15 protein-coding genes are annotated in these 24,167 nt (G+C 72.3%); 9 read left to right on the top strand and 6 right to left on the bottom strand.

Annotated features, from left to right (window positions below; genetic code table 11):
- Nucleotides 1-536: 536 nt before the first annotated feature.
- The 5 genes from leuS to H180DRAFT_RS06005 all read left to right on the top strand — a co-directional run bounded on the left by leuS (nt 537) and on the right by H180DRAFT_RS06005 (nt 9,408).
- Nucleotides 537-3,407, top strand: a complete 2,871-nt coding sequence (leuS, locus tag H180DRAFT_RS06025; RefSeq protein ID WP_055484966.1) for a leucine--tRNA ligase — start codon at nt 537-539, stop codon at nt 3,405-3,407.
- 230 nt (nt 3,408-3,637) lie between these two features.
- Nucleotides 3,638-4,282: a hypothetical protein gene (locus H180DRAFT_RS06020; RefSeq protein WP_055484965.1), complete on the top strand. Its 645-nt coding sequence runs from the start codon at nt 3,638-3,640 to the stop codon at nt 4,280-4,282.
- A gap of 20 nt (nt 4,283-4,302) precedes the next feature.
- Nucleotides 4,303-5,160, top strand: a complete 858-nt coding sequence (locus H180DRAFT_RS06015; RefSeq protein ID WP_055484964.1) for a DegV family protein — start codon at nt 4,303-4,305, stop codon at nt 5,158-5,160.
- 802 nt (nt 5,161-5,962) lie between these two features.
- Entirely contained in the window at nt 5,963-6,706 is a 744-nt protein-coding gene (locus tag H180DRAFT_RS06010; protein ID WP_368073110.1) for a ComEA family DNA-binding protein, read from the top strand.
- Nucleotides 6,703-9,408, top strand: coding sequence for a ComEC/Rec2 family competence protein (locus H180DRAFT_RS06005; protein WP_074466658.1), 2,706 nt, complete (start codon nt 6,703-6,705; stop codon nt 9,406-9,408). Before H180DRAFT_RS06010 ends, H180DRAFT_RS06005 begins: the two co-directional genes overlap by 4 nt.
- A gap of 247 nt (nt 9,409-9,655) precedes the next feature.
- On the opposite strand, the gene H180DRAFT_RS06000 is transcribed toward H180DRAFT_RS06005, so the two are convergent.
- Nucleotides 9,656-9,904 carry a hypothetical protein gene (locus H180DRAFT_RS06000; RefSeq protein ID WP_055484963.1) on the bottom strand — a complete coding sequence of 83 codons (249 nt, stop codon included), beginning with the start codon at nt 9,902-9,904 and terminating at the stop codon, nt 9,656-9,658.
- Between the two features lie 55 nt (nt 9,905-9,959).
- On the opposite strand from H180DRAFT_RS06000, the gene holA reads away from it, so the two are divergent.
- Nucleotides 9,960-10,949, top strand: a complete 990-nt coding sequence (gene holA / locus H180DRAFT_RS05995; RefSeq protein WP_055484962.1) for a DNA polymerase III subunit delta — start codon at nt 9,960-9,962, stop codon at nt 10,947-10,949.
- A 495-nt stretch (nt 10,950-11,444) separates the two neighbouring features.
- Here holA and rpsT read toward each other — a convergent pair whose 3' ends face one another.
- Nucleotides 11,445-11,711, bottom strand: coding sequence for a 30S ribosomal protein S20 (rpsT, locus tag H180DRAFT_RS05990; RefSeq protein ID WP_055484961.1), 267 nt, complete (start codon nt 11,709-11,711; stop codon nt 11,445-11,447).
- 328 nt (nt 11,712-12,039) lie between these two features.
- Here rpsT and lepA point away from each other — a divergent pair, with 328 nt between their 5' ends.
- Together lepA and H180DRAFT_RS05980 are read left to right on the top strand one after the other, a co-directional pair.
- A complete protein-coding gene (lepA, locus tag H180DRAFT_RS05985; RefSeq protein ID WP_055484960.1) occupies nt 12,040-13,917 on the top strand; it encodes a translation elongation factor 4 in 1,878 nt (625 codons plus the stop codon).
- A 261-nt stretch (nt 13,918-14,178) separates the two neighbouring features.
- A complete protein-coding gene (locus H180DRAFT_RS05980) occupies nt 14,179-16,098 on the top strand; it encodes an AMP-dependent synthetase/ligase (RefSeq protein ID WP_055484959.1) in 1,920 nt (639 codons plus the stop codon).
- 318 nt (nt 16,099-16,416) lie between these two features.
- Here H180DRAFT_RS05980 and H180DRAFT_RS05975 read toward each other — a convergent pair whose 3' ends face one another.
- A complete protein-coding gene (locus tag H180DRAFT_RS05975; protein WP_055484958.1) occupies nt 16,417-17,094 on the bottom strand; it encodes a response regulator in 678 nt (225 codons plus the stop codon).
- The gene (locus H180DRAFT_RS05970; RefSeq protein WP_055484957.1) at nt 17,091-19,655 is read right to left on the bottom strand and encodes an ATP-binding protein; all 2,565 of its coding nucleotides are present in this window, start codon (nt 19,653-19,655) and stop codon (nt 17,091-17,093) included. Before H180DRAFT_RS05970 ends, H180DRAFT_RS05975 begins: the two co-directional genes overlap by 4 nt.
- A 138-nt stretch (nt 19,656-19,793) precedes the next feature.
- Here H180DRAFT_RS05970 and H180DRAFT_RS05965 point away from each other — a divergent pair, with 138 nt between their 5' ends.
- Nucleotides 19,794-21,656, top strand: a complete 1,863-nt coding sequence (locus tag H180DRAFT_RS05965; protein ID WP_107097587.1) for a SpoIIE family protein phosphatase — start codon at nt 19,794-19,796, stop codon at nt 21,654-21,656.
- Nucleotides 21,657-21,783: 127 nt separating this feature from the next.
- On the opposite strand, the gene hemW is transcribed toward H180DRAFT_RS05965, so the two are convergent.
- Nucleotides 21,784-23,022 (bottom strand): radical SAM family heme chaperone HemW, encoded by a 1,239-nt coding sequence (gene hemW / locus H180DRAFT_RS05960; RefSeq protein ID WP_055484956.1) that lies wholly within the window; start codon nt 23,020-23,022, stop codon nt 21,784-21,786.
- A 164-nt stretch (nt 23,023-23,186) separates the two neighbouring features.
- Nucleotides 23,187-24,038: a DUF3097 domain-containing protein gene (locus H180DRAFT_RS05955; protein WP_055484955.1), complete on the bottom strand. Its 852-nt coding sequence runs from the start codon at nt 24,036-24,038 to the stop codon at nt 23,187-23,189.
- Between the last annotated feature and the right edge of the window lie 129 nt (nt 24,039-24,167).

Raw genomic sequence — 24,167 nt, 5'->3', positions numbered from 1 at the left:
CCCCGGGCGGGGGCTTCGCCCCCGGCACCCCGGGCGGGGGCTTCGCCCCCTGTGGCCCCGTTGTGGTTGGGGTGAGTTGTTTTCTTGCGGGGGCTGCGCCGCCCCGGCACGCCCCTTGGGTGGGCTTCGCCGTCTGCGGCCCCGTTGTGGTTGGGGTGCGTCGTTTTCTTGCGGGGGCTGCGTGCCCGGCGCAGCGTCGGCGAAGCTCCTGGGGGCCAAGGGCGGCGGCGGGTGACAACTCAAGGGTTCGGGCCGCGACTTCGTGACGGCCGCGGAAGAGGGGTCGTGAAACACGTCACCGCTGCCCAGGGGCCCAGGGGCCAGGGGCCCGGGGGCATCGCGGACGACGCGGCACAGGCCTTGCGGTACCCTGACCGCATGCGTGCCGTACGCCTTCTGCTTAGCTGGCCGCGCTGATCAGTCCCGGTCCCCGGTTCGGAAGACCGGAAGGACCGGAATCGGCGCGGCGTCCCCTCCTGTGCGAGGGGATTTTTCATTTGTGCTCGGCAGGGACGACCGATGGAGCTTTGAGGACGATGACCGAGACGACGAACGCCGCGGAGAGCGCGGCTCCCCATCGCTACACGGCGGCGCTGGCCGCCGACATCGAGGCGCGCTGGCAGGACTTCTGGGAGAAGCAGGGCACCTATGAGGCGCCGAACCCCGGCGACGGTGACCTGTCCGGCGACCCCGCGACGGTGGCCAGGCCCAAGAAGTTCATCATGGACATGTTTCCGTACCCCTCGGGTGCGGGCCTGCACGTGGGCCACCCGCTGGGGTACATCGCCACGGACGTCTTCGCCCGCTTCCAGCGGATGACCGGGCACAACGTCCTGCACACGCTGGGCTTCGACGCCTTCGGCCTGCCCGCCGAGCAGTACGCGGTGCAGACCGGCACGCACCCGCGGACGTCGACCGAGGCCAATATCGTCCAGATGAGGGCGCAGCTGCGCCGCCTGGGCCTGGGCCACGACCAGCGACGCGGCTTCGCCACGATCGACCCGGACTACTACAAGTGGACCCAGTGGATCTTTCTGCAGATCTTCAACTCCTGGTACGACCCCGAGGCGGACAAGGCCCGTCCGATCGGAACGCTGATCGACCAGTTCGCGTCGGGGAAGCGCGAGACGCCTGAGGGATTCGGGCGCTGGGACGAACTGAACGATGTGCAGCGGGCCGAGGTCCTGGGCGAGTACCGGCTGGCGTACGCATCCGACGCCCCTGTCAACTGGTGCCCCGGGCTGGGCACCGTGCTGGCGAACGAGGAGGTCACGGCGGAGGGCCGCTCAGAGCGTGGCAACTACCCCGTCTTCAAGGCGGAGTTGCGCCAGTGGAACATGCGCATCACCGCCTACGCGGACCGGCTGCTGGACGACCTGGACGGCCTGGACTGGCCCGAGGCGATCAAGCTGCAGCAGCGCAACTGGATCGGGCGGAGCGAGGGCGCCCGCGTCGAATTCCCGCTGGGCGACGAGAAGATCGAGATCTTCACCACCAGGCAGGACACCCTGTTCGGCGCGACCTACATGGTGCTGGCTCCCGAACATCCCCTGGTCGACGGCGTCGTGCCCGTGGAGTGGCCCGAGGGCACCCACGAGGTGTGGACCGGCGGCCACGCCGACCCCGCCGCGGCCGTCGCCGCCTATCGTGCGCAGGCCGCCTCGAAGTCCGACGTCGAGCGGCAGGCCGAGGCCAAGGACAAGACCGGCGTCTTCACCGGTGCCTACGCCACGAACCCCGTCAACGGCGAGCGGATTCCCGTCTTCATCGCCGACTACGTGCTGATGGGTTACGGCACCGGCGCGATCATGGCCGTCCCGGCGCACGATCACCGCGACTTCGCCTTCGCGCGCGCCTTCGAACTGCCCATGCGGTGCGTGGTGGAGCCCTCCGACGGCCGTGGCACGGACACCGACCGGTGGGACGAGGCATTCGTGTCCTACGACGCGAGGATCGTCAACTCGTCCGGGGAGGTCTCCCTGGACGGTCTGGGCGTGACCGAGGCCAAGGCCAGGATCACCGAATGGCTGGAGAGCCGGGGGATCGGCTCCGGCACCGTCAACTACCGCCTGCGTGACTGGCTGTTCAGCCGCCAGCGGTACTGGGGCGAGCCCTTCCCGATCATCTACGACGAGGACGGCGTCGCGCACTCGCTGCCCGAGTCGATGCTGCCGCTGCAACTGCCCGAGGTAGACGACTACTCACCGCGGACCTTCGAGCCCGACGACGCCGACACCGTTCCCGAGACGCCGCTGTCGCGCAACGAGGAATGGGTCAACGTCACCCTCGACCTGGGCGACGGCAAGGGCCCGCGCCGCTTCCGCCGCGAAACCAACACCATGCCCAACTGGGCGGGTTCCTGCTGGTACGAGCTGCGCTACCTGGACCCGCACAACCGCGAGCGGCTGGTCGACCCCGAGGTCGAGCGCTACTGGATGGGTCCCCGCGAGGGCATGCCGCACGGCGGTGTCGATCTGTACGTCGGCGGAGCCGAACACGCGGTGCTGCACCTGCTGTACGCGCGTTTCTGGTCGAAGGTGCTGTACGACCTGGGGCACGTCTCGTCGGCCGAGCCGTTCCACAAGCTGTACAACCAGGGCATGATCCAGGCGTACGTCTACCGCGACAGCCGCGGCATCGCCGTACCGGCCGCCGAGGTGGAGGAGGCCGAGGGCGAGTACTTCCACAACGGCGAGCGCGTGAGCCGGCTGCTGGGGAAGATGGGCAAGTCCCTGAAGAACGCGGTCACACCGGACGAGATGTGCGCGGAGTACGGCGCGGACACGCTGCGTCTGTACGAGATGGCGATGGGCCCGCTGGACGTCTCGCGGCCCTGGGACACGCGCGCCGTCGTCGGCCAGTACCGGCTGCTGCAGCGCCTGTGGCGCAACGTGGTCGACGAGGCGACCGGCGAGGTCACCGTCGTCGATGCGGAGCCGGACGAGGAGACGCTGCGCGCGCTGCACAAGGCGGTCGACGGCGTCACCCAGGACATGGCGGCGCTGCGCTTCAACACGGCCATCGCGAAGATCACCGAGTTGAACAACCACGTCACCAAGGTGCGTGAGGTGCCGCGCTCGGTGGCCGAGCAGATGCTGCTGCTGATCGCCCCCCTGGCGCCGCATGTCGCCGAGGAGCTGTGGCGGAGGCTGGGTCACGAAGAGAGCGTCGTCTACGAGGACTTCCCCGTCGCCGACCCCGCTTACCTGGTCGACGAGACCGTGACCTGCGTGGTGCAGGTGAAGGGCAAGGTCAAGGCACGGCTGGAGGTCTCCCCGTCCATCTCGGAGGCGGACCTGGAGGCACAGGCGCTGGCCGAGCCGGCGATCGTCGGTGCGCTGGGCGGTGCGGGAATCCGGAAGGTGATCGTGCGGGCACCGAAGCTGGTGAACGTGGTTCCGGGCTGAGCCCGTTCGACCCCGGGGGCCCCGGGCGACAAGGCGCGTCCGCGTCGTCCCGGGCCCCACGGCCGTCCAGTCCGGCCGTCACCGTCCGGCCGTCCCGCAATGCGCCTTCCACGGCCGTCCCCTACGGGCCGGGCGAGGGGAGGGTCAGGGATTCCTGGAACGCCCGGCCCCGCGGGTCCGTTTAGGCTGGAGAAGGACGGACCGTGGTGGACGGATGAAGGAGCTCGCTCGTGGAATTCGTCATCGGCGTTCTGGCGCTGCTTTTCGTGCTCTTCGTGACCTTCGGCGTCATCGCCGCGGTGCGCATGACGCGAGCCGTGCAGCGCGGCGTCGAACGCACCGGCACCCAGGTGCGCCGGACGGTCGAGGAGACGACGCTGCGGGCGAGGAGCGCCCAGCCGGGCCCGGTCGGTGAGCTGGCGCGCAGGCGACTGGAGCTGCGCACCTCCATCGACGGCACGCGCAGGGCCCTGGAGTCGGACATCTCGCGCGACCCGTCCCTCCAGGAGGCGCTCGGTCTCCTCGACCGTCTGCACGAGCACGCACGGCAGCTCGACGGAGAGATGCAGCTGCTGATGGAGCGTGAGCCGGACAAGGCACGCACCGCCGCCCTCATGCCGGAAGTGCGTGAACGCGTTGCGCGGATCAAGGAGTCCGCGGACTCGCTGCGCTTCGCGGCGCAGGATCGTGCCAGCCGGTACGACTCCGAGGCCCTGGGCGCGCTGCGTGAGCAGATCGAGATCGAGTCGGGCGCGCTGCGCCACTGGCACAGTGAGGGCACGCCCGCCGGCCGTGAGGTCGAGGCGGGTGCGGAGCCGCAGCGCGGCGATGCGCCGCCCGGCATCGAGAAGGGCCGTCCGCAGAGCGCTTCGTGAGACGGCGGTAGCCTCCCTCCATGTCCCGCACCACCTCAAGCAAGGTCGCGATCGTCACCGATTCCACGGCCTATCTCCCGGCGGCGGCCCTGACGCGGCACAGGATCGACATCGTGCCGCTGACCGTGGTGCTCGGGGACAGGGCCTTGGAGGAGGGCAACGAGATCTCGGCGCGTTCGCTGGCCGAGGCGCTCCGCGAGCGGCGCCCGGTGACGACGTCCAGGCCGAGCCCCGCGGTCTTCGCGGAGCGGTACCGGGCCGCGGCGGAGGCGGGCGCGGAGGGCATCGTCTCGCTGCACCTGTCCAGCGAGATCTCCGGGACCTACGACGCGGCCGTCGTCGCCGCCCGCGAGGCGCCGGTGCCGGTGCGGGTGGTGGACAGCGGTGTGGTGGCCATGGCTCTGGGGTTCTGCGCGCTGGAGGCGGCCCGTACCGCGGAGGGCGGCGGCTCCCTCGAGGCGGCGGTGGCGGCCGCGGAGAAGCGGGCCGAGGGGATCTCCGCCTACTTCTACGTCGACACCCTCGACTATCTGCGCCGAGGTGGCCGTATCGGTGCAGCGCAGAAGCTCCTCGGCTCGGCGCTGGCCGTCAAGCCGCTCCTTCAGCTTTCGGACGGACGGATCGAGTTGCTGGAGAAGGTGCGGACTGCTTCGAAGGCGATCGCCCGGCTGGAAGAGATCGTGGTGGACAGGGCGGGTGACGCGAACGTCGACATCGCCGTGCACCATCTCGCGGCGCAGGAGCGCGCCGACCAGCTTGCCGAGCACCTGCGTGAACGGGTGCCGGGGCTGGGGGAGATGCATGTGAGCGAGGTGGGTGCCGTGATCGGGGCGCACACCGGGCCGGGGCTGCTGGGCACGGTCGTGTCGCTGAAGTGAGTGACGCCGGTATCCACAACTGGCGTGTTGTCCCCGGGAATTGAGCAAGATCACATGGGGGCGGTGAGGGTCTCTAGCGTCTGACGGCATGAGCACCCGATCCCGTCTCGTCCCCCGTCCTCGTCCTGCTTCCCGTCACAGGGCCGGCCGTCATCAGCGCAGAGCTCCCGTTCCCGCGGACGCCGGTCCCCGGGCCCGTCGGCGAGCCCGTCACCGGTCCCGGAGCCGGCCGGGCTTCCCGGCAGGGGCAGGTGCTGCTTCGGGTTCCACCCGGCGACCGGGCGGACCGCTGGGCCATGCCTCGCGGGGCGGACGCGCGGGCGGCGCCCGGCCGGGGGCGGGGGCCACGACCGCGGTCGACGCGCTGCCCTGCCTGCCCGGGGACCGGGCCGCCTCGCTGCTCGCCGGTGCCGGTACGGAGGGTGCGGCGAAGAGCGGGACGGTGTCCGGGGGCTGCGGCTCCGGCGGCGGCACGGGTCTCGACCCCCCGGCGCCCGGGGCCTGCGGCACGCCGGGCGCAGTGGTGCTGCCGCGTGCCGCCGCCATGGCGAGCGCGCGGGAGTCCGTTCGGCGCAGCCGGGCCCGGCGCGCGGCCGTGCGTCCTTCGTCACCCGGCCCGAGTGCCGCTGCCGCACGGGATGCCCGGGACGGACGGCCCGGCGGCGACCGGCCCCCACCCGGGGCGGGCGTCTCGGCGCCCGCGCCTGAGCCCGCCCGTGCGCCGGAGCCCGCCCGTGCGCCTGAGCCCGCCCGTGCGCCTGTGCCCGCCCGTGCGCCTGAGCCCGAGACCGCGGACGAGGCGGTGACGCCTGGGGCGTGGGGGAGGGCTCGGCTCGCCCTGTGCGAACGGCTCCCGCTGTGGGTGCGTTTGCGCTGCGGGATCGAGCCGAGGACCTTGTTCGCCCTCGCGGTCGTGCTCTCCGTCGCCATCGGATTCGCCGTCCACCACTTCTGGACGGGCCGCCCCGAGGCGGTGCGGGCACCTGCGGCGGAGCGGGCTCCAGCCGGCACGGCCCCGGACGGGCAGGCGGGCCCCGCGGGAGATGCGGGCGGGACGGCGGGAGTCCGGGGCCGGCTGACCGGCGGGCGGCTCGTGGTGGACGTCGCCGGCAAGGTGCGCAGGCCCGGCATCTACAAGCTGCAGAACGGCGCCCGGGTCGCCGACGCGCTGAAGGCGGCCGGCGGCGTCCGCCCGGGCACCGACGTCAGCGGGCTCAACAGGGCCCGGCGCGTCGTCGACGGTGAGCAGATCGTCGCCGGGCGCCCCTCCGCCGGCGGCGGCGGGCCCGGTCCGGGCGGGGACGTGAGCGGCGGACCGGCAGCCGGGGCGGGTGCCGGTGGCGCTCCGCCCGGAGGGCTTGTGAGCCTCAGTTCGGCGACAGCCGAGCAGTTGGAGACGCTTCCCGGCGTCGGTCCCGTCCTCGCGCAGCACATCGTGGAGTACCGGGAGCAGCACGGCGGCTTCACCTCCGTCGACCAGCTCAAGGAGGTCAACGGCATCGGCGACCGCCGCTTCGCCGACATCCGGCCGAAGGTCAGCCCATGACCGGCGGCATCCGCGTGACCGGCAGGCGCGCGGCGGGGGCGGCCGGCGACGTCACCGCCCGGAGGCGGCAGGAAGCCGCCTCGGACCTGCGGCTCGTTCCGCTCGCGCTGGCCGCGTGGGCCGCCGCGGCAGTGGCGTGGGGCGTGCCCGGTGCCGTGTCCGTCGCCGGGGCGGCGGCATGCCTGCTGGGCGCGGCCCTGCTGCTCCTGCGGGCGGGGTGCGGGCGTCGGAGGCACGGGAGTCCCGGTGGCCCTCGCGGGGGTCTGCCGCGGCTCCGCAACGGCTTCCGCGAAGGGCCGGGCAGTCGCTCTCCCGTCCTCGTCACCGCCGCGGGGGCCCTGCTCTGCGCGGCCGCCGGGGGAGGGGTCGCGGCGCTCTACTCGGCGGACCTGCGCCGTGGACCGCTGCCGCGGCTGGCGGAGCAACACGCCACGGCGACAGTGGAGTTGACCGTGCAGGAGGACCCGCGGCGGCTCCGGCCGCGGGTGCGTGGCGCCCAGCAGGCCCCGGGAGCCCTGCTCTTCCGGGCCGAGGCCACCCGCGTCACGGCCCGCCCCTCCGCCGGCCCGGGCCGCGGCACGTCCTCCGGGCCCGTCGACCGCACCGTGCGCACGCCGGTACTCGTCATCGTCCAGCAGCGTGACGGGCCGCCGCCCGAGCGGTGGCGACGGCTTCTGCCCTCGACGCGCCTGAGAGCCGAGGTGCGGCTCGCGGCGCCCCTGAACACGGGGCACGTGCAGGACGTCGCCGCCGTCGTGCGGCTGCGGGCCGACGGGCCGCCCCCCGTCGTCCGCGGCCCCACGGCCCTCCAGCGCGGGGCGGGCAGCCTCCGTGCGGGCCTGCGGGAAGCGGCCGGCGACCTCCGCGGGGACGCGCGCGGCCTGCTGCCGGGACTGGTCGTGGGCGACACCTCACGGCTGCGGCCGGACCTCGAAGAGGCGTTCCGCGTCACGGACATGACGCACCTGCTTGCGGTGAGCGGCGCGAACCTCACGATCATGCTCGCGGTGCTCATCGGACCGCCGGGGACGGCCCACCTCGCGGAGCGGCGTGGCCTCGCACCGCGCCTGGGCGTCTCCCTGCGGGTCACCGCCGTCCTCGGTGCGCTGGTCACGCTGGCCTTCGTCGTCGTCTGCCGTCCGGAACCGAGCGTCATACGGGCCGCGGGCTGCGGGCTGATCACTCTGGTCGCCCTCGTCACGGGGCGGCGGCGCTCCCTGCTGCCCGCACTGTCCGCCGTGGTGCTGCTGCTCGTGCTGCACGACCCCCGGCTCGCGCTCGACTTCGGCTTCCTGCTGTCGGTACTGGCCACGGGCGCGCTGCTCACGCTCGCTCCGCGCTGGAGTTCGGCGCTGCGGCGCAGGGGGATGAACGGGCGCCTTGCGGAGGCTCTCGCGGCGGCCGCCGCCGCACAGGTCGTATGTGCGCCCGTGGTGGTGGTGCTGGCGTCCCACGTCAGCCTCGTCGCCGTGCCGTGCAACCTGCTCGCGGAGTTCGCCGTCGCCCCCGCGACCGTGCTGGGCTTCGCGGCCCTGGCGGCGGCACCGGTCGCGATGCCCGTCGCCAAGTCGCTGGCATGGCTGGCGGGTTGGCCCGCCGAAGGCATCGCCGCCCTCGCACGCACGGGAGCCGGCCTGCCGGGGGCGGAGATCGGCTGGCCCGGCAGCTGGACGGGTGCGCTGCTGCTCGCGGGGCTCACCGCCGCCGTGCTGCTGCTGGGCAGGAGGGCAGGGCTGACGACGATGCTGGGACATCCCTGGCTGTGCGCGGCGTGCGTGCTGCTCATGCTGCTGGCGGTGGTGCGTCCGGTGCCGTTCGTACGGCCGTTGACGGGCTGGCCGCCGACCGGGTGGAGGCTCGTGGCGTGCGACGTCGGACAGGGCGACGCGCTCGCGCTGGCGACGGGGAAGGAGCACACGGCGGTGGTCGTCGACGCGGGCCCGGATCCGGCGGCGGTCGACCGGTGCCTGCGCACGCTCGGTGTCACCTCGGTGCCGCTCGTCGTACTGACCCACTTCCATGCGGACCACGTCGCGGGACTTCCCGGTGTACTCAAGGGCAGGAGCATCGGAGCCATCCAGACGACGACGCTCGAAGAACCGCCCGGCCAGGCGGAGTTCGTGCGCCGCACGGCCGCACGCGCGGGGGTCCGCGTCATCGGCTCGACAGCGGGTGAACGCCGGCGCGTGGGGGAGCTGTCCTGGCAGGCCCTGTGGCCCGGACCGCCGGGGCCCGCCCCGGCCGCGCTCCGGCCCGAGGGCGCCAACGACGCCAGCATCACCCTGCTCTTCCGCACCGGTGACCTGTCGCTGCTGCTCCCCGGAGATCTCGAACCCACCGCGCAGAGTGGTCTGTTGGCGGCCTACCCGGCGCTCCCTTCCGTGGATGTGCTCAAGGTCGCCCACCACGGCTCCGCCTATCAGGACCCCCGGCTGCTTGCGCGGCTGCGTCCCCGCATCGCCCTGATCAGCTGCGGTGCGGACAACCCGTACGGCCACCCCGCGCCCCGTACCGTCGCCGCGCTGCGGGCCGCGGGGGCCCTGGTGCGCCGGACGGACCGCAGCGGTGCGCTGGCGGTGACGGGCTCGCGAATACGAGGAGGCGCAGGCGGAGGCGACGAGGGGACAGCGGCCGTGGTGACGGAGCGCGCGACGGGCGACGCATCTGCGGTGCCCCGTTCGCCTCCGTCGCCCGGCGGGTGACCTGCGGGACCGGGTGCAGCGCGCCGTACGACCCGGCAGGGGACGTGGGGCGCGGCCCCGCATGCCTCCGGGCCGCTCCCGGGTTCCGGTCCACCGGCCGGGCCCCGGGCCGGTCCACCGTCCCTGGAGCAGCCTGGTTCCGGTCCACAGGCCCTGGCCCCACCCCGGCCCCGAGCCACCGCCCCCGCTCCACCCTCCCGGCCCCCGGCCTGTCACGCCCCGTCCGGGCGTCCGCCTGAGAAGTCGGTCAGTCCCACTCCAGCCAGCCGTCGTACTCGTCCGCGAGCACGTCCAGCAACTTCGGGTCGTAGTGCCCCTGCGGGGCCTCGAGTACCACCAGCCACTGGGCGTCCTCGGCGTCGTCCTCTCCCGCGAGCGCCTCCCGCACCAGCTGCGGTTCGCCGTGCGGTCCCTCGAAGCGCCGGGTGAGCTCCTCGGCGACCTCTTCGGCCGCGTCGCGGTCGGGCAGCACCAGGATGTGTCGTACGTCCGTCACACCGGCATTCTGCTCCGGCCAGGAGTGTCGGTGCGCCGTGGGATGCTGTTCCGCGATGGCTGGCACGCGGAAGAAGACGACGGACGACCCCCTGACCCCTGTCACGCTCGCGGTGGGGCAGGAGGAGCTGCTGCTGGAGCGTGCGGTGCGGGACGTCGTCGCCGCGGCGCGCGCGGCCGATCCCGACACCGATGTGCGCGAGCTCGCCTCCGCGGACCTCCAGCCGGGCACGCTCGCCGAGCTGACCAGCCCCTCCCTCTTCGCGGAGCGCAAGGTCGTCGCCGTGCACGGGGCGCAGGACCTCTCCGCGGAGTCCGTCAAGGATGTGAAGGTCTATCTCGCCTCTCCCGCCGAGGAGATCACGCTCGTCCTCCTGCACGCGGGCGGCGCCAAGGGCAAGGGCCTGCTCGACGCGGCGCGCAAGGCCGGTGCGCGCGAGGTTGCCTGCGCCAATCTGACCAAGCCGGCCGACCGGCTCGCGTTCGTGCGGGGCGAGTTCCGCGGGCTCGGCAGGTCGGCGACCCCGGAGGCGGCCCAGGCTCTCGTGGACGCGGTGGGGAGCGATCTGCGTGAACTGTCCTCCGCCTGCTCCCAGTTGGCGGCTGACATCGAGGGCACCATCGACGAGGCGGTCGTCGCTCGCTACTACACGGGGCGGGCCGAGGCCTCCGGCTTCGCCGTCGCCGACCGCGCCGTGGAGGGCCGCGCGGCGGAAGCGCTGGAGACGCTGCGCTGGGCGATGGCGACGGGAGTCGCCCCGGTGCTGATCACCAGCGCGCTGGCGCAAGGCGTGCGCGGCATCGGCAAGCTCGCCTCCGCGCCTCGCGGCATGCGCGCGGGCGACCTGGCGCGGGAACTGGGCATGCCGCCGTGGAAGGTCGACAGGGTCCGTCAGCAGATGCGCGGCTGGTCGGCGGACGGAGTCTCCACCGCGCTGCGCGCGGTTGCGGCAGCCGACGAGGCGGTCAAGGGCGGCGGCGAAGACCCGGAGTACGCGCTGGAGCAGGCGGTGCTCGCCGTCGCCGGGGCTGCCCGCTCACGTTGACCCGTCGCCGTGCGGCCCTCCGTGCGGGCGCTCCACCGCTCGCTTCCCGGCCGCTTGCACCGCCCGGCTCTCCGGGTTCCTGCTTGCACCGCCCGGCTCTCCGGGGGCTCTCCAGCCCCGTACAGGCCTCTCCGGCCCGGCACAGGCCTCTAGCCGTACACACCCGCGAACGCCGCCGGACACCGCTGGAACACCCGCGAACGCCACAACCACCGCTGGAACGCCCCGCGAACGCCGCCGGACACCCCTGAAACGCCGCGAAGGCCCCGCAGACGCTGGGGAAAGCATCCGCGGGACCTTCGTCGGTTCGGTACGTGATCGCGAAGCGATCTCCGCGCCGCACCCGCGTGGCGAACGCAGGCCGCGTGCGGCGCGTGGATCACACCGTGAGGTCCGTGGACGCAGCAGAACGTCCGCGGAGCCCGTGCACGCTGTGAGCAGCCGGTACGGAACGGAGTGAGAGGGCCCGTGGGACCCGCACCGGCGGTGAGGCCGTCAGCCCTTGAGGGCGGAGACGTGCTTGGCGAGCGCGGACTTCTTGTTCGCCGCGTTGTTCTTGTGCAGCACGCCCTTGCTGACGGCCTTGTCGAGCTTGCGGTCGGCGGCGCGGCGGGCCTCGGTGGCCTTCGCCTCGTCGCCGGCGGCGACGGCCTCGTGAGTGCGGCGGATCGCCGTCTTGATCTCCGACTTGACCGCCTTGTTGCGCTGACGCGCCTTCTCATTGGTCCTGATCCGCTTGATCTGGGACTTGATGTTCGCCACGAAAAAGAGCCTTTACGGGTTCGGTGATGGTGCCTTCAGTGCCACCGTGAGCTTCTGCTGCGGGCGCCGGCTCGGAGCCGGCACCGCGACCGGAACGTCCGCGGAGGCCGGAACCGGCGTGATCCGCGTGATGAGAGTGCTCGGTCCGGGTGGCCGCAGAGCGCACGAGGCACAGTCGGTCAGGCTACCAGCAGGCTCCGTGGCCTCCCAATCCGGTCCGTACCCCGCGCGCATGGGACCATGGGGGCTGCGAATTCGTACGACAGCTTCCCGAAGAGCCTCCCGGAGGCCCTTCCCGCCGACCCCCGAAGACCCGACAGGACCCTGCGTGCCCGCGACCCCTTCGAACGTGCCGGAGCCGAGCCGCACCGACCCGGCGCTGATCCGTAACTTCTGCATCATCGCGCACATCGACCACGGCAAGTCGACGCTCGCCGACCGCATGCTCCAGCTGACCGGCATCGTCGAGGACCGGCAGATGCGTGCGCAGTACCTCGACCGCATGGACATCGAGCGTGAGCGCGGCATCACGATCAAGTCGCAGGCCGTGCGCATGCCGTGGGCGCCCACGGAGGCCGAGGACACCCCGCACATCCTGAACATGATCGACACCCCGGGCCATGTCGACTTCACCTACGAGGTGTCCCGGTCGCTCGCCGCGTGCGAGGGGTGCGTCCTGCTGGTCGACGCGGCTCAGGGGATCGAGGCGCAGACGCTCGCCAATCTGTATCTGGCGATGGAGCACGACCTCACGATCATCCCCGTGCTGAACAAGATCGACCTGCCGGCGGCCCAGCCCGAGAAGTTCGCCGCGGAGCTCGCGCACCTCATCGGCTGCGAGGTGGAGGACGTGCTGAAGGTCTCCGCGAAGACCGGCGAGGGTGTGAAGGAGCTGCTGGACGAGGTGGTCCGGCAGGTGCCGCAGCCCGTCGGCGACGCCAAGGCACCCGCCCGCGCGATGATCTTCGACTCGGTCTACGACGCGTACCGCGGCGTCGTCACGTACATCAAGGTCGTCGACGGTCAGCTGGGCAAGCGTGAGCGCATCCGCATGATGTCGACGAACGCCACCCACGAGCTGCTGGAGATCGGCACCAACTCGCCGGAGATGACGGCAGCCGACGGCCTGGGCGTCGGTGAGGTCGGCTACCTGATCACCGGTGTGAAGGACGTGCGCCAGTCCAAGGTCGGCGACACCGTGACCAGCTTCACAAAGGGAGCCGAGCAGGCGCTGCCCGGGTACAAGGACCCGAAGCCCATGGTCTTCTCCGGCCTGTATCCGCTGGACGGCTCCGACTACCCGGAGCTGCGCGACGCCCTGGACAAGCTCCAGCTCAACGACGCGGCGCTGACGTACGAGCCGGAGAACTCCGTCGCGCTCGGCTTCGGCTTCCGGGTGGGCTTCCTCGGGCTGCTGCACCTGGAGGTGATCAGGGCACGTCTCGAGCGGGAGTTCGGCCTCGACCTCATCGCCACCGCTCCCAACGTCGTCTACCGCGTGGAGATGGAGGACGGCACCGAGCACCAGGTCACCAACCCCAGCGAGTTCCCGACCGGCAAGATCGACAAGGTGCACGAGCCGGTCGTACGGGCCACACTCATCGCGCCCAGCGAATTCGTCGGCGCGATCATGGAGTTGTGCCAGTCCCGGCGCGGCAGCCTCCAGGGCATGGACTATCTCTCCGAGGACCGCGTCGAGCTGCGGTACACCCTTCCGCTCGCGGAGATCGTCTTCGACTTCTTCGATGCGCTGAAGTCCCGTACGCGCGGCTACGCCTCGCTCGACTACGAGCCGACCGGCGAGCAGACGGCCGACCTGGTCAAGGTCGACATCCTGCTCCAGGGCGACCAGGTCGACGCGTTCTCGGCGATCGTCCACAAGGACAAGGCGTACTCCTACGGCTCCCGCATGGCGAACAAGCTGCGCGAGCTCATTCCGCGCCAGCAGTTCGAGGTGCCCATCCAGGCGGCCATCGGGGCCCGCATCATCGCGCGTGAGACCGTCCGCGCGATCCGCAAGGACGTGCTCGCCAAGTGCTACGGCGGTGACATCTCCCGCAAGCGGAAGCTTCTGGAGAAGCAGAAGGAAGGCAAGAAGCGGATGAAGGTCGTGGGCCGCGTCGAGGTGCCGCAGGAGGCATTCATCGCCGCGCTCTCCACCGACAGCGCGGGGCCCGGGGCCGAGGGCGCCAAAGCGAAGAAATAAAAATAACGAAAGGGCTACTCGAGCTGCCCGGAGAAGACGAAGAAACAGGGTGAGACGGGCCGTTCGCGGCCCGTCTCTCTGTGTTTCCTGGGGAGCCTGTGACGATCGCGAGGTGATCCGGACATTGCGCGCCGCGGCCCCCTTACGTTGGAGGGCGACGGCCTCTAGGCTGGCCGCTGTTTCTAGTTACTCGTGAGTCAACAAGCACTCACCCCCACGCAAATCACACCGAGCTCAAGGTGCGGGCCAGCGGAGGATGTCGTGAGCGACACACAACCCCTGATCGAGAACCGGCCGCCCTCCGTGGCGACCCTCTTCCTGGAAAGGGTCGAGGCCACCCCGGACGCCGAGGCGTACCGCTATCCGGTGCCCTCCGCCGCCGGTGAAGGACCCGACGACTGGCGCAGCTACACCTGGGCCCAGGCGGCGAAGCGCGTCTTCGGGATCGCCGCGGGCCTGATGACCCTCGGTGTCGTCCCCGAGGAGCGCGTGGCCATCGCCTCCGGTACCCGCGTCGACTGGATCCTCGCGGACCTCGGAATCCTGTGCGCGGGCGCCGCGACCACCACGGTCTACCCGAGCACCAACGAAGAGGAGACCGCGTACATCCTCGCGGACTCCGACAGCCGCGTCCTCTTCGCGGAGGACGCCGAGCAGCTGGCGAAGGTGCGCCAGCGCCGCTCGGAGCTGCCCGGTCTCAAGCACGTCGTCCTCATCGACGCCGGTGACGTCTCCGAGTCGGGCGGCATCTCCGGTGCCGGACCCGAGTACGGCGACCCCGAGGGCTGGGTGATCAGCCTCGACGAGCTGACCAGGCGCGGCAACGAACACCTCCTGCAGAACTCCGGCTGCGTCAAGAAGACGGTGCAGGCGCTGCGTTCGGACCAGCTCGCCACGCTCATCTACACCTCCGGCACGACCGGCAGGCCCAAGGGTGTGCGGCTGCCCCACGACTGCTGGTCGTACATGGCGAAGGCCATCGCCCAGTCCGGTCTGGTGACGGACGAGGACGTGCAGTACCTGTGGCTGCCGCTGGCTCACGTCTTCGGCAAGGTGCTCACGGCCGGGCAGATCGAGGTCGGTCACGTGACCGCCGTGGACGGCCGCATAGACAAGATCATCGAGAACCTGCCGGTCGTGCAGCCGACGTACATGGCGGCCGTGCCCCGGATCTTCGAGAAGGTCTACAACGGTGTCGCGGCCAAGGCGAAGGCCGGCGGTGCCGCCAAGTTCAAGATCTTCCAGTGGGCGGCCGGTGTGGCCCGCGAGTACGCGAAGGTCACGCAGGAGAACTTCCGCCGTACCGGCAACGCGACGGCGCCCGCCGGTCTGAAGGCCAAGCACGCCGTCGCCGACCGGCTCGTCTACGCGAAGCTGCGCGAGGCGTTCGGCGGGCGGCTGCGCGCCTGCGTCTCCGGCTCGGCCGCTCTCGCCCCCGACATCGGCTACTTCTTCTCCGGTGCCGGCATTCACATCCTGGAGGGGTACGGGCTCACCGAGTCCTCCGCCGCCAGCTTCGTGAACCCCGGCGAGGCCTACCGGACGGGCACCGTCGGCAAGCCCCTGCCGGGCACCGAGGTGCGCATCGCCCAGGACGGCGAGATCCTGCTGCGCGGTCCCGGCATCATGGAGGGCTACCACGGGCTGCCCGACAAGACGGCCGAAGTCCTCGAGTCGGACGGGTGGTTCCACACCGGTGACATCGGCGAGCTGTCGGAGGACGGCTACCTGCGGATCACGGACCGGAAGAAGGACCTGATCAAGACCTCCGGCGGTAAGTACATCGCGCCGGCCGAGGTCGAGGGCCAGTTCAAGGCCCTGTGCCCGTACGTCTCCAACATCCTCGTGCACGGCGCCGACCGCAACTTCTGCACCGCCCTCATCGCGCTGGACGAGGTGAGCCTCACCGCGTGGGCGGAGGAGCAGGAGTCGCTGAAGGGCAAGCCGTACAGCGAGGTCGTCACGAGCGACGAGGTGCGGCAGATGGTCGACGGCTACGTGGAGGAGCTCAACGGCACGCTCCAGCGCTGGCAGACGATCAAGAAGTTCCGTGTGCTGCCCCGCGACCTGGACATCGAGCACGGTGAGCTGACGCCCAGCCTCAAGCTCAAGAGGCCCGTGGTGGAGCGGGAGTTCGGGCATCTCATCGAGGAGATGTACGCGGGGACGCGCGAGGGCTGAGAGACCGGTCCGCGCGAGGCCCGGTCGAGGGGCCCCGCGAGGCCGATACGGACGGCGAGGGCCGGGCGGTGTGTACGCGACGCCGCCCGGCCCCCGCCGTTCCTGGTCCTGTGCCGTTCCTGGTCCTGTGCCGGTCCCGGTCCTGTGCCGGTGCCGGCCCATGCCGTTCCCGGTCCCGGAGTTCCGTGGCGGGAATCCCGTACCGGGAGTCCCGGGCCCGGGTTTCCGCACCGGGTTTCCGCACCGGAGTTCCGCGCGGGTCGTCCGCCCGGGGCGGCCTCGCCGTGGCCTCCGGTCCTTACCGGGTGCGCGGCGCGCTCAGGGCAGCTCGCGGCGCATCTCGTGCAGGGCCTCCGCCAACTCGCCGATGCGCCGTGCGAGTTCGGTCACGTCCAGGGCGGCCGCCGTGCCTCCTGCCCCCGGGTTCCCGGCAGGGTCCGCCGCGCCGGACGCGGTGGAGTGATCCGGGCGCAGAGAGCGCTCCAGCGCTTCGAGCCGCACCGCGAACTCACCGAGCCGGTCCCGTTCCCCCGCCAGGAGCCGCTGCAACTGACGGTTCTTGCGGTGCAGTTCGAGGAAGACGGACACCTTGGAACGCAGCATCCACGGGTCGAACGGCTTGGTGAGGTAGTCGGCCGCGCCCGTCGCATATCCCCGGAAGGCATAGCCCGTCTCGGCGGCGGCGTCCGCTCCGGTCAGGAAGATGATCGGCACGTCCCGGGTCTGGTCGAGGCGCTTGATGTGGCCCGCCGTCTCGAAACCGTCCATGCCGGGCATCAGCACGTCCAGCAGTATGACGGCGAACTCCTGCCGCAGCAGCGCCTTCATCGCCTCCTCGCCGGACATCGCCCGCACCAGCGGCACCTCCAGCGAGCTCAGCACCGCTTCCAGCGCGACGAGGTTGTCCTCGCGGTCGTCGACGAGCAGGACCCCCGCCTCCTCGGCCCGGCCCGTGTACGAGGCGGGCGGTATGCGGGTGTGGAGTTCGGATGTCATCGCCGCCTCGGTGAGGAGTGTGGGTCGAGCAGGGAGATCAGCGTGCCGAGCAGCGCTTCGACGGCCACCGGCTTCGGCACGTACGCGGAGGCTCCCGCGGAGAGCGACTGGTCGCCGTCGCCGGGCATGGCCTGTGCGGTGAGCGCGACGACGGGCAGCGCCTCGAAGCGCGGATTTGCACGGAGGTTACGGATGGCCTCGTAACCATCCATCTTCGGCATCATGATGTCCATGAGGACGACGTCGACGGCAGGGCCGCTCTCCAGCGCGGTCAGCGCCTCGGCACCGTTCTCCGCGTAGCGCACGGACATCCCGACCCGGCCCAGGAGATGGGTCAGGGCGTAGACGTTGCGGATGTCGTCGTCCACGATCAGCACCCGTTTCTCCCGCAGCACCCGCGCGGAGTTCCCGTTCTGCCAGGCGGCGAGACCGGACTCCGGCGCCTGGGCCGCGGTCTGGACGCTCGCCGTGCGGGCAGTGCCACCGGCGCCCTCGGCACGCCGCGCGCCGCCGCGGCCGGAGGAGGTGCGCCCGCTTCCCGCGGCGTGGCCCTCGCTGCGGGACGGCGGCAGTTGGGTGGGTACGAGCGCGGCGGGGGGCTCGTGCGCCGGCGCGGTGCCCGCCTCGGCGCCGGGCACGGCGACCGGCGCCGAGGCGGGCACGTACAGCGTGAACGTGCTGCCGGCGCCCGGGGTGCTCTCCACCGTGATGCTCCCGCCGAGCAGCGCGGCCAGCTCCCGGCTGATGGCGAGGCCCAGCCCGGTGCCGCCGTACGTGCGGTGGGAGGATCCGTCGCCCTGCTGGAACGCCTCGAAGATGCGGGGCAGTTGCTCCGGCTCGATGCCGATGCCGGTGTCCCTGACCCGGAAGGCGATCAGCGCTTCGCCGTCCTTGCCGTGCTCCGGCGCGGGCTCCGCGCGCAGTTCGATGCCGCCCTCGGAGGTGAACTTCACGGCGTTGGACAGCAGATTGCGCAGCACCTGCTGCAACCGCCGTTCGTCCACGTGCAGTTCGCGGGGAGCGTCGTCCGCGGACGTGACCGAGAAGCGCAGCCCGCGGTCGTGCGCCATCGGACGGAAGGTGTCCTCGACGTAGGTGAGGAGCTTGTTCAGCGTCAGATTGCGCGGCCGGGACTCCATCCGGCCGGACTCGATCTTCGACAGGTCCAGCACGTCATTGATCAGCGACAGCAGGTCCGTGCCCGAGCGGTGGATGGTCTGCGCGAAGCGGACCTCCTCGTGCGACAGGCGCCCGCCCTCGTTGTCGGCGAGCAGCCGGGACAACACCAGCAGCGAGTTGAGCGGGGTACGCAGCTCGTGCGACATGTTCGCGAGGAACTGCGTCTTGTACTGGGAGGAAGCCGCCAGCAGCGAAGCCTTCTCCGAGAGTTCGGTGTTCGCCCTGATGGTGTGCAGCGCGACGCCCATGGTGTGCACGAACTGGTCGAAGAAGGCCAGGTGGATGTCGCTGAACGTGCTGAACGAGGCGAGTTCCAGCACGCCCAGCAGCCTGTCCTCGTACAGCACGGGAAGAATCACCACGCAAGCCGGCCGCGCCTCGCCCAGTCCGGAGCCGATGGGCAGATAGTCCTGCGGCACGTCGGTCAGCAGCAGCCGCCGCTTCTCCGCGGCGACCTGCGCGATCAGGCTGTGCCCGTGGACGCCGCCGCGCGGGCGTGCCCCCGGCGTATAGGCGGCGGTGCCGTACCCGGCGACGTACGACAGCTCCCCGCCGGCCGGCGGACCCCCGTCCTCAGCGGGCTCGGCGAGGAAGAACGCACCGAACCGGGCGCCCACCAGCGGCGGCAGCTCCCGCATGATCGGCCCGGCGATCTCCCGGATGTCGCGGCGGCCCTGCATGAGGGAGGCGAGGCGGGTGAGGTTGGACTCCAGCCATTCCTTGGCCTGTGTGGTCTCACGCAGGTCGGAGACCATCCTGTTGACCGCCTCGGCCGCGTCCCGCCAACTGCCGGACAGACCGCTGACGGTGGTGTGCGCGGTGACCGGCCCGCCCTGCTTGCCGCCCGGCCCGCGGGCCGCGGCGTCACCGTCCTCGTCGAGCGCGGCACGCGTCACCTCGCCCGTGAAGAGGGCGAGTTGGTCGGTCATGCGGTTCACCGTGCGTCCCAGACGGCGCAGTTCGCCGCGCAGTGCCCTGCCGTTCTCGTGCAGGTCGACGCGGTGGGAGAGATCGCCGTCGGCGACGGCGGCGAGCACGCGGGTCGCCTCCGCCGTCGAGCCGAGAAGCGTCTCCAGCAAAGTGTTGACCGCGTTCACGGCGTCGGTCCACATGCCCTGACCGGGACTTGCGGTCAGGCGTTCGCCGACGCGTCCCCGGCGCACCACGTCCGCGCGCACCCGCGTCAGTTCGCCCGCGAGGTGCTGAACTCGCGTCGCCAGCTGATTGACCGTGTCGGCGAGTTCGGTGTGGAAACCGGGCGCGGCGCCCGCGGCCACCTGGACTCTCGCGGTGAAGTCGCCGTCGCGCAGGGCGCGCAGGGCACAGAGAACGGGGTGCAGTCCCGCACCCGCGTTCGAGGAACCGTCAGGAAGCCCGGACATTTCACCACTCATGGCAGTGCCGCCTCATCGGTTTCGTCACCCGGCGCATATGGACCGGCTCAGTCTGTCACCCTTGCGATAATGCCGTGGGGAGTAACCGGAGAACCCGGAGAAGTGGTGGGGGCAGACACAGTGGGGATGTCGTCGACGCGGTGGGGGGAAGCGGACGGGACGGGCGAGAAGGTGCGGCATGATGCCGGCCCGCCGCCCGGTGCGGACGGATCCACGCCGGTGAGGGCGTTGCTGGCGGGCAACGCCCGGGCTCCCGCGGCGGCGCGCGCCCATGTGCGTGAGGCGCTGCGGGGCTGGGAGGTCCCGGACGGCACCGCGCACGACGTGACGCTGCTCGTCAGCGAGCTGGTGACGAACGCGGTCGTGCACGCGGGAACGTCGGTGCGCCTGGAGTGCCGGCACGAGGGCGGCACGCTCGCCGTCGAGGTCGCCGACGGTCACCCCACGCGCGCGGTGGAGACGCGCATCGGCGGCGAGGGCCCCGGCAGCGCACGCGAGGGTCATCAGGGCCACGGTCTGCGGCTGCTGGCGGGCCTCGCCGGCGAGTGGGGCGTCACCTACAGGCGGGACGGTAAGACGGTCTGGTTCCGGATGCCGTGCGGGCCCGTGGAGACGCCGGGCCCGGCGGTTCCGGGGCAGGCCTCCGGTGCCGCGGCGCACGCGGCGGGCGAGGCGGGCGAGGCGGGCGAGCAGGCACCGGGGAGCCTGACCGGAAGCCTCGCGCCCACCCCGCAGCGTTCCTCAGCCGGCCGCCGCCACGATCCCGACTGGATCGACCACGGCATCCTCTCCTTCCTCGCCGAGGCCTCCGACCTCCTCGCAGGCCAGACCGACGAGGACCGGGTCGCCTCCCTGGCCTGCCAGTTGCTGGTGCCGCGCTTCGCCGACTGGTGCGGTGTCTGGCTCACCGACGCCGACGCCTCGACCCCGCTCCGGCTCTCCCGCGTGTGGCACACGCAGGAGGAGCGGATGGACGAGCTGCGCGGCGAGTTGAGGAAGACGCCGCCGGCGCCCGGGGGCCGCGCGCCTTCCGGGCGGGCCGTCCCCTGGCCCTGGCCCGGGCAGGAGTCCGCGTACGGGCCCGGGGGCGCCGCGGTCGGCTGCCGGCTCGCCGTCGGGGGGCGGACGGTGGGGACGCTCGTCATCGGGCGTGCCGGTCTGCACCGCATGCCGGGCGAAGTCGTGGGCATCGTCGAGGACTTCGCCCGTCGCGTGGCCCAGGCGGTGCTCTCCGCCCGCCGCTACACACGCCAGGCCACCATCAGCCGCGTGCTCCAGCGGGGGCTGCTGCCCTCCGGCGAGGTGACGGTGCCGGGCGTGCAGACCGCCGTCGTCTACGAACCGGCCGGAGAGGGCTCCTGGGCGGGCGGCGACTTCTACGACTTCTTCGAAGGCACCGACGGGCGCTGGAGGTTCGCCCTCGGGGACGTGTGCGGCAACGGCCCCGAGGCGGCCGTGGTCACCGGTCTCGCGCGTCCCGTGCTGCGGTTGCTCGCCCGCGAGGGCCACAGCGTCCCCGAGGTCATCAACCGGCTCAACCGCGAGGTGGGAGAGCAGACCCGCTTCCTGTCCCTGGTCTACGGCGAGTTGACGCCCCGGCCCGCCGCCGACGGAGGCGGCACGCTGTGCACGATGGTCTGCGCGGGCCACCCGCTGCCGCTGGTGCGTGACGCCTCGGGGAAGGTACGGCCGGCCGCCGAGCCCCAACTCCTCCTCGGCGTCGAGGAGGAGGTCTCGTACGAGAGCCAGAGCGTCGTCCTGGAGCCCGGTGACACGCTGCTGTGCGTCACGGACGGCGTCACCGAACGGCGTTCCGGGCGGCGGCAGTTCGACGACGACGACGAACTCGCTGCGGTACTCGGCGAGTGCGGCGGCCTCGACGCCGCGCAGACCGCGGAGAAGGTGCGCCGCGCGGTGCATGCCTTCGGCGACGGTGCGGCGGCGGACGACCTCGCCATGCTGGTGCTGCAGGCTCGCTGCGACGGCTGAGCGCGCGGCCGCTCGGCCCGTCCCGCCGCCCGGCCCGCTGTGTCGCCGCTGCCCGGCCCGATGCCTCCCGCCGGTGCGTCCGTCCGGGCACGCCGGCCGGTCGCGCGAGCACCTGCCGGCCGGTGCGTCAGTCCACGAGGTCGCGCACCACCGCGTCGGCCAGGAGCCGCCCCCGCAGCGTGAGCACCGCACGGCCCTGCTCGTACGGGCCCGGCTCCAGCAGTCCGTCGCCCACGGCGTGGCGCGCTGCCTCGGCCCCTGCCGGCGCGAGCAGCGAGAGCGGGCAGCCCGCCGCCAGCCGCAGCTCCAGCAGGATCCGCTCGACGCGCCTGTCCTCCGGCGTCAGCACCTCGCGTCCCGCGCCGGGGGAGCGGCCCTCGGCGAGGGCGCGGGCGTAGGCGGCCGGGTGCTTCACGTTCCACCAGCGCACCCCGCCCACATGGGAGTGCGCTCCGGGCCCGGCACCCCACCAGTCGCCGCCCGTCCAGTACAGCTCGTTGTGGCGGCAGCGGGCCGAAGTGCCTGACGCCGACGCCCAGTTGGAGACCTCGTACCAGTGCATGCCCGCGGCGGAGAGCGTCTCTTCCGCGATGAGGTACCGGTCCGCGTGCACGTCGTCGTCCGTCGGGGGCACCTCGCCGCGCCGGATGCGGCGGGCGAGCCGCGTGCCGTCCTCGACGATCAGGGCGTACGCGGAGACGTGGTCGGGCCCGGCGGACAGGGCGGCGTCCAGGGAGGCCCGCCAGTCGTCGTCGCTCTCCCCGGGCGTGCCGTAGATCAGGTCGAGACTGATGTGCGCGAACCCGGCGGCGCGGGCCTCCGCGACGCACTCCTCGGGCCTGCCGGGCGTGTGGCTCCGGTCGAGCACGCCGAGCACGTGGGCGCGTGCGCTCTGCATGCCGAAGGAGATCCGGTTGAAGCCGGCCTCGCGCAGCCGCTCCAGGGAGGCGGGCCCGACGGACTCGGGGTTCGCCTCGGTGGTGACTTCCGCGTCCTCGGTCAGGCCGAACTCGTCGCGGACGGCCGCGAGCACCGAGCCGAGGTCCTCGGGCGGCAGCAGCGTGGGGGTGCCGCCTCCGACGAAGACGGTGCCGACGCGGCGGGGGTCGTCGCCGAGGACCTTGCGCGCGAGGCGGACCTCGTCGGTGAGCGTGGACGCGTAGTTCTCACGCGAGGCGAGCACGCCGCCCGAGTCGCGCAGCTCGGCGGCCGTGTAGGTGTTGAAGTCGCAGTAGCCGCAGCGGGTCGCGCAGTACGGCACGTGCAGGTAGAAGCCGAGCGGCCGGGACTCGCGGCCCGCGAGGGCGTCGGGCGGCAGCGACCCGCTCTCGGGTACGGGATCGCCGTCGGGCAGTGCGGAGGGCATGCGTCCCATTGTCCGCGATGCCGCAGGGCGCCCGTCACGGTGCGGCGGCGCCGGGCCGGTGCTCCGCACGGGTGCCGCCGCCTGCTTCGGCTTCGGGGGCCCGGCCGCGGGGGTCCGGCTGCGAGCCCCGCTGCGGCAAGCCCGGCCGCGGGAGGAGCCGGGCCTCAGGAGAAGCCGACGGTCACGTGGTCGATGAGCTGCTCCACGCGTCCGAGCAGCGCCGGCTCCAGGTCCCGGTAGTCGTGCACGTGCCCCAGGATCCGCTGCCATGCGGCGCCGGTGTTCGCGGGCCAGCCGAGGGCGGCGCACACGCCGCTCTTCCAGTCCTGTCCGTGCGGTACCCGGGGCCAGGCCTCGATGCCGAGCGAGGACGGTTTCACCGCCTCCCAGATGTCGATGTAGGGGTGGCCGACCACGAGCACGTGCTCGTCGGTGACCTCGGCCGCGATGCGGGACTCCTTCGAACCCGGGACCAGATGGTCGACGAGCACCCCGAGCCTGGCCTCCGGGCCGGGCTCGAAGTCCCGTACGACGGCGGGAAGATCGTCGACGCCCTCCAGGTACTCGACGACCACGCCCTCGATCCGCAGGTCGTCTCCCCAGACCTTCTCGACGAGCTCCGCGTCGTGCCGCCCCTCCACGTAGATCCGCCCCGCGCGCGCCACCCGCGCCCGCGCACCCGGCACGGACAGGGAACCGGATGCCGTCCGCCGCGGAGCCGAGTCCGGCCCGCCCGCCGGGGCGGAGCCGCGCGAGGGCGAGGGGCGTACGAGCGTGACGGTGCGGCCCTCGAGCAGGAACCCGCGGGGCGTCATCGGGAAGACCCGGTGCTTGCCGAACCGGTCCTCCAGCGTGACGGTGGGGCCCTCGGCGGTCTTCTCCGTGCGGATCACGGCGCCGCAGAAGCCGGTGGTGATCTCCTCCACCACCAGCTCCGGGTCGGCCGGCACCTCGGGCGCGGGCCGCTGCTTCTTCCACGGCGGCGTCAGATCGGGATCGTAGGAACGGCTGCGCATGGAGGCATTCTTCCCGACCGCTGTGACTTCAGCTTGATCTGGCGCGGAATCCCGGGCGTTCACGCTGGGGAGGAAGCGTTTCTTGGCGCTGTTCTGACCCGCGCGGGTGCACGGGTCTGCGCTGTTGAC

The organism is Streptomyces sp. WMMB 322 (assembly GCF_900090145.1).
Classification (GTDB): domain Bacteria; phylum Actinomycetota; class Actinomycetes; order Streptomycetales; family Streptomycetaceae; genus Streptomyces.
This window is presented reverse-complemented; position numbering and strand designations above follow the sequence as displayed.

What these genes read in the sequence shown, in the direction of transcription:
- leuS (WP_055484966.1), top strand. Translation starts at nt 537, where the DNA reads ATGACCGAGACGACGAACGCCGCGGAGAGCGCGGCTCCCCATCGCTAC.
- H180DRAFT_RS06015 (WP_055484964.1), top strand. Translation starts at nt 4,303, where the DNA reads ATGTCCCGCACCACCTCAAGCAAGGTCGCGATCGTCACCGATTCCACG.
- H180DRAFT_RS06005 (WP_074466658.1), top strand. Translation starts at nt 6,703, where the DNA reads ATGACCGGCGGCATCCGCGTGACCGGCAGGCGCGCGGCGGGGGCGGCC.
- holA (WP_055484962.1), top strand. Translation starts at nt 9,960, where the DNA reads ATGGCTGGCACGCGGAAGAAGACGACGGACGACCCCCTGACCCCTGTC.
- H180DRAFT_RS05975 (WP_055484958.1), bottom strand. Translation starts at nt 17,094, where the DNA reads ATGACATCCGAACTCCACACCCGCATACCGCCCGCCTCGTACACGGGC.
- H180DRAFT_RS05970 (WP_055484957.1), bottom strand. Translation starts at nt 19,655, where the DNA reads ATGTCCGGGCTTCCTGACGGTTCCTCGAACGCGGGTGCGGGACTGCAC.
- H180DRAFT_RS05965 (WP_107097587.1), top strand. Translation starts at nt 19,794, where the DNA reads ATGTCGTCGACGCGGTGGGGGGAAGCGGACGGGACGGGCGAGAAGGTG.
- hemW (WP_055484956.1), bottom strand. Translation starts at nt 23,022, where the DNA reads ATGCCCTCCGCACTGCCCGACGGCGATCCCGTACCCGAGAGCGGGTCG.
- H180DRAFT_RS05955 (WP_055484955.1), bottom strand. Translation starts at nt 24,038, where the DNA reads ATGCGCAGCCGTTCCTACGATCCCGATCTGACGCCGCCGTGGAAGAAG.